Source organism: Streptomyces sp. NPDC039609, assembly GCF_055596705.1.
On sequence record NZ_JBVIUJ010000032.1, the window covers coordinates 1 to 8,557 of the forward strand.

The 8,557-nt window shown below is 68.4% G+C and carries 1 protein-coding gene and 1 pseudogene; both read right to left on the reverse strand.

Going from position 1 to position 8,557, the window contains the following annotated elements:
* The coding region (locus tag ACZ561_RS40005; protein WP_471005077.1) for a LamG-like jellyroll fold domain-containing protein at window positions 1-7,907 on the reverse strand (7,907 nt) is incomplete at its 3' end.
* Window positions 7,908-8,143: 236 nt separating this feature from the next.
* Window positions 8,144-8,557: pseudogene (locus tag ACZ561_RS40010) on the reverse strand (BMP family ABC transporter substrate-binding protein); the annotation flags it as partial.

Here is an 8,557-nt window from a genome sequence, read left to right on the forward strand (position 1 = left end):
TAGTCGTAGGTCATCGCGGTGCCGGTGGCCCCGTCGCTGACCGTCTTCAGCCGGCCGGCCGTGTCGTACCCGTAGGTCGACGTGCCCGACGCGTCGGTCCGCGTGGTCATCGCCCCGTCGCCGTTGTAGGCGAAGGACGAGGCACCCGAGGGCCCGTTGGCGGTGAGCAACAGGCCGCGGTCGTCGTACGAGAAGGTGTTCTTCTCCTCGCCGGCACCCGCGACGGCCGTCACCCGGTCGTCCGCGTCGTAGTCGTAGGTGTGGTCGACCGTGACGGCCTCCGCACCCGTACCCGTCTGACGGATCAGCCGGCTCTTCACGTCGTACTCGTGCGAGACGACGACACCACCCGGAGAGCGCATCTCCTTGACGCGCCCGCCGAGGTCGTACGTCGTCGTGAACGTACGGTCCGCGAGGTTCGGATGTGCCGGCGTCGACGGTTCGATCTGCGACTCCGGCAGCCCCCACGAGTTGTACGTCGTCAGGAACGCGTTGCCCCGGCCGTCCGTGAACCGTGTCCGGTTGCCTCCCGCGTCGTAGCCGTACGTCGTCGTGATCGACTCGGTGGCCGAGACGGGCTCGACCGCCTTCGTGATCAGACCTGTCGCGTCGTACGTGAAGGTCTTCGTGTGACCCCTGGCATCCGTCAGCGAGACCGGGTTGCCCGCACGGTCGTACGTCGAGCTCGACGTACGCAGCACCGCGCCCGCCGCGTCCAGGTCCTGGATCGACTTCAGCTGTCCGAACCCGTTGTACGTGTTCTTGGTGCTGGTGCCGTCCGCTTCCTTGGCCGTGAGGACCTGGCCGTCCATGTCGTAGGTGAACGTCGACACATTGCCGGCGCCGTCCGTGGCCTCGATGACCTCGCCCACGGAGTTGTACTTGTACGACTCCGTGACGCCGGTCGGCGACACGGTCCGGGACAGCTCGCCGCCCGGAGCGTTGTACTCGTTGATCGCCGTGAACGCCCGCTGCGTCGGCTGACGCACGATGTCCGTGCTGGTCAGCGGACGGCCCAGGTAGTCCCAGGTGGTCTCCTCACGGGCGCCGTTCGGCCGGGTGGCCGACAGCTGGTCACCGTTGGTCGAGTACGTGTACTTGGTCGTACCGCCGCCGGGCTCCGTGACCGAGGCCAGGTCGCCGAGCTGCGTGTACGTGTACGTGGTGCGACCGCCCAGCGTGTCCACCTCGGCCGTGACCTGCCCGAGCCTGTTGTACTCGTTCCAGGTCGTGGCCTTGAGCGGCGTCGAGGAACCGGGCGCCGTGTAGTTCGCCGACGTCTCCGAGGACTCCTGGCCCTCGGCGTCGTACGCCGTCACCGTCACATTGCCCAGCGGGTCCGACGACTCCGTCGCCTCACCGAAGGTGTTGTAGCCCGTCATCGACACGGGACGGATCGAGACCGGGGTCCCGCCGTTCTGCTCCGCGTTGACCGCCGGCTCCGTGACGGACGTCTGCTGGCCCGCCTCGTCGTAGCCGAAGTCGGTGACGTTGCCGTCGACATCCGTCATCGACAGCGGCAGACCACGCTGGTCCAGCTTCCAGAAGGTGGAACGGACCGAGCTGCCCGCTGCCGGGAGCGTGCCGCCCTTCACCGCGGACACCTGGGACGCCGTCAGCGCCTCGCCGTAGACCTGGATGTCGTCGAGGGCACCCTTGTGGTACTCGGCGTAGACACCGCTCGCCTTGCGGCGGCCGATCTGCATCGGACCGGTCGCGTCCCAGGGGGAGGTGAACGCGGTCTCCTGGATCAGGGATCCGTTGACATACAGCCGGATCTTGCCCGCCGCCGCGTCGTACACGCCGGTCAGGTGGGTCCAGGTCCCCGCCGTCACCGCCGCCGTACCCGAAGTGGCTCGGGCCAGGGTGGGACCGGACATGTCGGCCGACGAACGGTTGAAGGTCCATCCGTAGGCCGTGGAGTAGTACAGCTGGAAGGGGTTGCCGACCGTGCCGTCCTGCGACAGGAAGGTGTGGTTGGCCGTCTTGTCGTCCAGCCGCACCCACATCGCGACCGAGAAGCTGCCGCCGGTGTTGACGACCGACCCCTGCGTCTGGGCGTAGGAGTTGGTGTCACCGTCGAAGACGGCGCTGCCGCCCCGCTCGGTGCTCCAGTGCATTCCGGTGCCGTGCGTACCGGTGTTGTTGGCGCCGGAGGAGTCGCCGACCGAGAAGCCGGTCGTCTCGTCCAGCTTCCAGCGCGCCACCGGGGCCGTGGTGCCGTCGTGGACGGTGTTGCCCGTGACGTTGCCCAGGTTGTCGTACCGGGTGTCGGTCGTGGAGACGTCACCCGTCGTCGGGTCGCGCTCCGTCTCGGACACCACGTTGTCGTCCGGGTCGTAGGAGACCGTCGACGTCCTGGCGAGCCCGTTCGGGTCGAGGACCGACGTCGTCGTACGGTCCGCGGCGTCCACCGTGAACGTGGTGCGGTTCTGACCGTCGTCGGTGATCTGCTCGATCAGGTTGCCGGCCGCGTCGTAGGTGTTCGCCTGCTCCGTGAACGACTTGCCCGACACCGGGTCCTTGCGGACCACGCTCGCCGACAGACCGTCGTCGGTGTACGTGTACGCCGTCACCCAGCCCATGGCGTCGGTGATCGACGCCAGCCGGCCCGCCGGGTCGTACGCCCGCGACTCCTGGACCAGGGTCGTCGGCGCCGACGGGCTGTTCGGGTCGCCCGTGTAGTTCAGCAGGCTCGTCGTCAGCGGACGGTTCTCGGCGTCGAAGGTGTAGGTGTTGACGTTCCCCGCGGGGTCCGTCTCCTTCGTCTTGTTGCCGTACGCGTCGTACTCGAACGACGTGGTGTCGCCGCCCGGGTCCGTCCTGGTCGCCAGCATGTTGTGCGCGTCGTACGTCATCGACGTCGTACGCGCCGCGTCACCACCGGTCAGGTCGGCGACCGTCTGCGACAGGATGTTGCCGTCCGCGTCGAAGGCCGTCGTCGTCTTCGCCTGGTGCACCGCACCGGTGACCCGGTTGGTGACCTTCGGGTCGGTCTCGGTGACGACCTGGTCGTTCTTGTCGTACGTCTGCGACGTCGTGATCCCCGCCGGGTTGGCGTCGTTCACCTCGGTCTTGGACAGCTGCCGGCCGAGGTTGTCGTACGTGTACTTCACCTTGCCGCCATTGGCGTCGGTGATCTGCGCGAGGTCACCGTTGGCGAAGTACGTGTACGACGTCCGCTTCCCACCGGCCGTGGTCACCTCCGCGACCAGACCCGCAGGCGCCCTGAACGCGCCGCCCTCCATCGCCACCGTGTCGACGGTGGTGTAGGTCGTCGACGCGGTCCGCCCGTTCGGATGCCCGGGTACCGGCGGCGTGGTCACCGAGAGGAGATTGCCCGCCGTGTCGTACGCGTACGACGTCAGGTAGGTGTTGTCCGTCGGGCTTGCGGAACGGCCGTCGCGCTCGGTGAGCACCAGGTCGTTGCGCAGGTCCATCGGCGGGAACGCCGTCGTCGCGTCCGGGAAGTACGTCATGTACTCCGTCGAGCACTTGTTGGCCGCGGTGTCCTGGCAGGTGGTCTGCGAGACCGCGTTGCCCCGGACGTCATGGCCGGTGATCGAACGGTTGCCGTTGGCGTCCGTCACGGTGTGCAGGAAGCCACCCGTGTCGTAGCCGTACGTCGTCCGCTTGCCCTCCGTGTCGATCGCGGCCAGCAGACGGTTACCCATCTCCGCGTCGTACACGTAGGTCAGCGTCTTGTTCGTCGGATCGGTCAGCGTGACCGTCCGCACCGGAGCGACACCGGACGACGCCTTGTACGCCGACCAGTGGGTCGCGACGTCGGCCGCCGTCAGGCCCTTGGAGTGGACCGTGACGTCCGCGATCGAGCCGGTGAAGTAGCTGATGTCACCGGGAGCGTTGTTCCAGCCCTTGGCGAAGCCGGCGCCGATGTAGGTGCGGGCGTTGGTCTGGTCCTTGGCCGCGCCGGCGAAGTCGGCCTGCTTGACTCCGTCGAGGTACAGCGTCTGGGTGGTTCCGGCGGCGGAGAGCACCGCGTGGTGCCACTTGTCGTCGGTGACCACGGACGTGGAGCCGAAGTCCGCGGTGCCGGAGCCGGAGACGCTCCACCAGTGGCCGCGCAGCTTGCCGTCGGCTCCCACGTACAGCAGCGGGTTCCAGCTACCGGTGACCCCGGCGGGGTCGTTGATGGCCTTCTGCTGGTCGGAGACGAGCACACCCGGCTCGGCCGTCTTGAACCACAGCTCGACGGATCGGTCGGGCTTGTTGTGCCAGACGCCGAACGGCACCTCCGCGTAGGAGCTGGTGCCGTCGAACATGGCCGCCGTGACATCGCCGGCGCCGAACGGACCCTCCACACCCTGCGTCACGTTGTTGTACGTGCCGAAGCCGGTGTGGATCTCGTTGGCGGCCTGCGCCGCGCCCTGGGTGTCGTCCAGGCGCCAGTAGCCGGCCGGGGCGGAGCCCATCACCGCCGAGCGGTAGACCTGCGAGGAGCCGGTGATGGTCGCCGGGTTGAGCTTCCAGGTGCCGCCGTTGCCGTCCGTGGCCTGCAGGACCCGGTCGTCGGTGGTGCCGTAGACGACGGACGCCTGGGTCTTGCCGTTCGGCGTCGTGATCGTCTGCAGCAGCCCGGCGGACCGCTTCGCGGCCTGGTACTGCGTGGCGATCACGGAGGCGGGCAGCGGCTCGGCGAAGACGGCGACCTCGGCCATCTGTCCCGTGAAGTGCCCGAGCTGGTCGTTCGGGTTCATCGACGGCCAGCCGTCGGTGTTCACACCGGCGCCGAGGCTGATGTAGGGCTGCACCCAGTCGTTGATGGTGCCGCTGAGGGAGCCCTGCGAGACGCCGTCGAGGTACAGGGTCTGGCTGGTGGCCATGCCGGTGAGGACGGCGTTGTGCCACTGACCGTCGGTGACGGTCGCGGTGGACGTGATCGTCGACATGCAGCCGGGCGACATCGCCAGGCAGCCACGCAGCTTGCCGTCCATGCCGACGTAGACCGCGGGGGTGTTCTTCGTGGTGTTGGCGACCGGATCGGGGTCGCTCAGCGGCTTGTCGCCGTAGTAGAAGAGGACACCGCCGGCCGTGGTCGTCTTGAACCACAGAGACACCGACGTGTACGAGGGCGTGGCGCCGGGGGCGCTGGGCATCTCGACGTACGAGGTGGTGCCGTTGAAGGTGGCCGTCTTCTGCGTGGAACCGGCGAGCACGGACGAGCTGCCCAGGGTCACGTTCTTGTACGTGCCGTTGTACTGGCCCTGGTTGGCGTCGATCGCGTCGGCGGCCACGGTGCCGGACGTCTCACCGAGGCGCCAGTAGGCGAACGGGTCGGCGTCGAGAACCGTGGTCCGGTAGTGGTTGCCGGTGGCGTACGTGTACGTCGTGCACTTGGTCCAGTCGGCCGGCGGGCAGACCTTGGTCAGCTGGTCGGCCGTGTAGCCGTACTGCCAGGTCTGGGCCGTGGCCGAGTCGCCCGCGGTGGACGGGTCGGTGGCGACCGTCTGGACGTGCCAGGCGGTGGCTCCGGCCGGCTGGAACCAGGCGAGGGTCAGCGACCGCTTGGACGTCTCGTTGGTTATCTTCGTCAGCCGCTTGTTCGCGTCGTACGCGAACGTCTCCGCGCGGCCGGCGAAGTCCTCGATGCTGGATATCGCGTAGACGCCGGCCTTGGTGGTCGCCTGCGTGAAGGAGTAGGCGGTGAAGTCCTTGTCCGTCAGCTTGTAACCGACGGCGGGGGTCGTCACCGCTTCCAGACGCGCGTAGCGGCCCAGCGGGGGCACGAAGGTCCCGTTGGTGTTCCGGCCGAACGCGACCTGCTCACCGCCCGGGTAGGTGATCACCACGCTGGTGATCGCACCGGAGGGGTCCTTGACCTCGGCCGCCTTCATGTCGACGACCGTCGACCAGCCGGCGCCGAAGGCGCTGTCCACTCGCGGGTCGAGGCTGTTGTAGGAGCGGTCGATCTCCAGGGACGGGCCGACCACCTCCACATCGGCGTCGGTGTCCTCGGTGGTGTAGTTGCCGTCCGAGGGGTCGAACTCGTGGCCGTCGGTGTTCATCGACAGGCCCGAGGTCACCGGCGGCTGCGGCACGGCGGTGGTGAAGCGGCCGGACTCGACGACCTCCGTGGTGCCGTCGCTGACGCCCACGAGCCACTCGTAGTTCGTGCTCCACTTGAGCTTGCCCGCGGGAATCTTCCAGTTGCCCTTGGTGAGCGCGGCGGAGGTGACGACGGGCGTGGTGCTGCCGCTGTCGGCGTCGTAGACCTCGAAGGTGTACGACAGCGGGCTCGGCCCCTTGTCGGCGTCGCTCGCGTAGACGAGCAGCTCCGGCTGCAGGGTGTTGGCCTGGAAGTTCTCCGGCGGGTACTGGGCGTTGACCTGCGGCGCCGTGTTGGCCGTGTAGGTCAGCTCCAGCGCCGGGCGGAATCCGGCGGTCGCCGAGTTGTCCGAGTGGAACTTCTTCCAGTGGAGCATGTCGTTGGTCGGCGCGGTGAGCGCGAGACCGTAGTTGGCGGCACCACCGGCGACCTGGTTGAACCAGGTGGTCGACAGCGAGACCGGCATCTTCACGCCGACGCTCGCCGAGCCGGAGGAGTTCGAGCAGGACGCGCCGGGCGCGGGGGTGGCCGAGCCCATGGCGGCGCCGTACGTCGGGCCGGGGTAGGCGGTGACGCCGGACGGTGTCCAGGACTGCGTCACCGGGTGCACGGAGAACGCCTGGGCCGCACAGGTCGAGGACCACAGCGCGTACACGTTCAGGGTGGCGGCGGTGACCCGCTTGCCCGCGAGCGTGGTGCCCAGCGAGGAGAACTGCAGGAACGAGTTCGCCTTGTTGGTGCCGGAGTCGTACGAGCCGACCTTGATCTGCGTCTCGGTGGAGTGGTCACCCGAGATGGTGTTCTGCGTGTACGTGGAGTTGGACGCGGTCACCGTCGGGTCGACGGTCACCGGGTAGACCCGCTCGGGGGCATCCAGCCAGGCACGGTCCGCGGTCATCCGCAACGCCGGCTTGCCGTCCACGGTGACCAGCTCGTAGGTGACGGCCCGCGACTGGGCGGCGTCGCCCGAGCGCGGGTCGATCTTCGAGTCCTCCATGTACGCGTGCGGAATGGTCGCGGTGACCTTGCCGTTCGCGTCGGTGAACTCGACGTCGCCGTCGGCGGCCAAGCGGGGGGTGAGCCCCTTCACGGCCAGCGGGAAGGTCCAGGAGTTCGCCGCCTGCGGGGAGCGCAGGACGATGTTCTCCTTGAAGCCCTCGGCGAGCGGCACGAGTTCCACGTCGGTGTCGGGCAGCACGCCGGCGTAGGTCACCGTGCCGTCGGCGGCCACGGTGGGCTCGGCCTGGGAAGCACCGCGCAGCGCGTATCCCAAGGAACGCCCGGCGCCGAAGTCGACGGAGGCGAGCTGCTGATCGGCGGCGTCCGGCGCGAACTCGATGTCGAGCGAGTTGGCGCGCTGCTGGAGCCTGCCGTCGGTGTCCTCGGTCAGCCGGCTGTCGATCGGCTTCCAGGTGCCGTCCGCGGCCTTGAAGTTGGCCCGGCCGCTGAAGTGCCGGACCGTGGTGGAGCCGTCGGCGTTGACGTAGAAGTCCGAGGTGGCCGTGGACTTCTTCGCGTCGCGCTTGCTGGTGCGGGCGTCGAAGCTCTTGGCGTTGCCGGCGGCGGTGCCGCTGGTGGCGGGTTCGGGCTTGTCGGTGTGCCGCTCGAACGGGTCGAGTTCACCCTTGCCCTTGCCGGGCTTGCGCCCGGCGTCACCCTCGGCACTGGTGGCGTCGGACGAGGCGTGGTGCCCCTTGCCGCGGGCGGTGCCGCCCTGCTGGTCGGGGGTGTCGAGCGGGTTCTCGTTGGCCCATCTCCAGAGTCCGGAGAGGGAGAGTTCGGGCATGCGCAGCGGCGAGAGGGTGGCCCCGGTGGCCATTGCCGTCTCGGTCGTGAGCATGCAGGAGAAGAAGACTAGGACGAAAAGAGCCGTAGCCCTCAGCCTGCGTCGTCTACCGGTACGACCCGGTGGAGACAGCCGAGAGCTACGGACCCAACGTATGCGCATGGGCGAGCCTCTGTTTACACGATGCCTACAAAGCTTCGTGAGCCTGCCCTAAGTGCGCACAGCAGTTCCACTTGCGAACGGGTGCTTTACGGAATCGTTGCACGCCGGTCGGAACCCGCGGGTGGCCGCTAGAGTCCCGCGTCCCTGACGGCCTGTCTGACAGCGTCCGCTACCGCACTTTTGAGGTCTTTGCCGGTGGTCACGAGCGCGACATTCCCGGCGCCTTTTGTGCCGTCAACGACAACGAACCGGACCTTCGGGTACTTCTTGGCGCCGTCCTCGGTGACCTTCACCTGCGGTGCACCGGACGCCAGGACGACATCGCACTGACGCTGCATCAGACCGTTGAAGAACGGCTGTGCGTTGACCGCCGACTGCTCCCCCATGACGGGCACGAAGGTGACCCGCACCTGGGTGTCGCCGGACGCCTCCTGCATCCCCTCCCACACGGGGGCGGCCGGCGCGCCGGTCACGATGCCCTGCTCTCCGGTGAGGAGGCAGGCATCGAAGTCCTTGTACTGACGGGCCCGCGCGTCGGGCGG